General features: G+C 68.7%; 1 protein-coding gene. It reads left to right on the forward strand.

What is annotated here, in order from left to right:
• Window positions 1-450, forward strand: a 450-nt coding sequence (locus D7X55_RS46375; protein WP_199747409.1) for an XVIPCD domain-containing protein, incomplete at both ends; no start/stop codon positions are given.

Below are 450 nucleotides of genomic sequence, written 5' to 3' on the forward strand. Positions count from 1 at the left end.
CCTTCAAGATCCATCGTGGCAGCCGTTCCAACACCGATTCGGCCGGTTGCCAGACCATCGGTGGCGGCGAGTATGACGACTTCGTGTCGACGGTGCGCGGCACGCCTGGGCAGAACCGCTGGCAGTACGTGCTGACCTCGGTTGCACCCGGCCAGACGCGCGAATTTGGGCAGGACGTGCCGCTCGCGGCCAACGATGACCCCCGTCAGCCGCAGCATCGCGATCATGCCCTGCAGCAGCAGATCAGTACGCGCCTGCAGGCCCTGGGCGGACGCTACGCCGAGCATGCCGAGGACTACAGCCTGGTGATGCTGCGCGAAGCGAAGGCCGCGGGCATCACCCGGGTCGACCAGATCGTGGCCAGCAATCCCAGCGCCGGCCGTGCGGCTGGCGAGACACTGTTCCTGGTGCAGGGCAGCCCGGGCGATCCTGCGGCGCTGCGCGCAGGGG

This window comes from Corallococcus sp. AB049A (assembly GCF_003668885.1).
Taxonomy (GTDB): Bacteria; Myxococcota; Myxococcia; order Myxococcales; family Myxococcaceae; genus Corallococcus; species Corallococcus interemptor.